Raw genomic sequence first — 850 nt, 5'->3', positions numbered from 1 at the left:
AGCTTGACGATGACGTGGCGCACGGCCTCATCATCGGTTACGAAGCTGTCGGGGTAATAGAGCCCGTCATTCGCCTGCGTCATAGAGACCTTAGGCCATTCGCCTTGTAGGCCGCTTGAGCCGGAGGCCAGCATTCCAAAGCGGTCGGCGACTTCCATGAAGCGATCCGACCGCTCAAGGATTTCTGCCTCTGTAACTCCTTGGCGCTCAACACCGCTCAGCCGTTCCGCTTCGGCGGCCGCCGCTTCTTTGATGCGGATATTGCCTATGCCGCCAGTCGCCGATCGGAGAAGCAGTGGCAGATCAGAAGCGCGCGAGCCTTCAGTAAGGCCGAGGTGCTCGGCAAGCTTTCGCCGTGCATGCCCCTGGGGCATAAGATCCAAGAGGAAGGGCGGCCAGCTGCGGCTATATCGATTTTCCAGATCGACGGGGTAACGGACGGATAAGGCACGATGGCCCCGGACCGTTTTTCCAGCAGAAAACTCCGCCGATGCCACGGTGACGAAATAGTCGAGATCGTAATCGACGATCGACGCGCCCTGGAAGCCGGCCGCGTCGTCCTTGAGTTCCAACGTCGCAGCGTGATGCCACTCACCGTCAAAATGGGTTTGGAGCGTTAAGCGCATTAATTGACCCTTTCAATGGTTCAAATAATGCATTTCTCAAAGTTATTCAACCCATCAAAGTGGGTTGAATAATTGCCGTCAGAACTGCCAGCTACCAAAACGGTCATTGAAGATTCTGATCCGGCTGACCATCTTCCGGCCGCGCAACGCACTGCCGCACGCGAACAGAATGAGCGACAAGCTCAGCACAGGGTTCACCCAAGCATGAGAATTGCTGTTTGCAT

At 56.2% G+C, this 850-nt stretch carries 1 protein-coding gene; it reads right to left on the bottom strand.

What is annotated here, in order from left to right:
• Positions 1–626, bottom strand: a 626-nt coding sequence (locus PDO_RS16090) for a HipA N-terminal domain-containing protein (protein WP_007604120.1), incomplete at its 3' end; no start/stop codon positions are given.
• Between the last annotated feature and the right edge of the window lie 224 nt (positions 627–850).

It is taken from the genome of Rhizobium sp. PDO1-076 (assembly GCF_000247475.1).
Classification (GTDB): Bacteria; Pseudomonadota; Alphaproteobacteria; order Rhizobiales; family Rhizobiaceae; genus Allorhizobium.
This window is presented reverse-complemented; position numbering and strand designations above follow the sequence as displayed.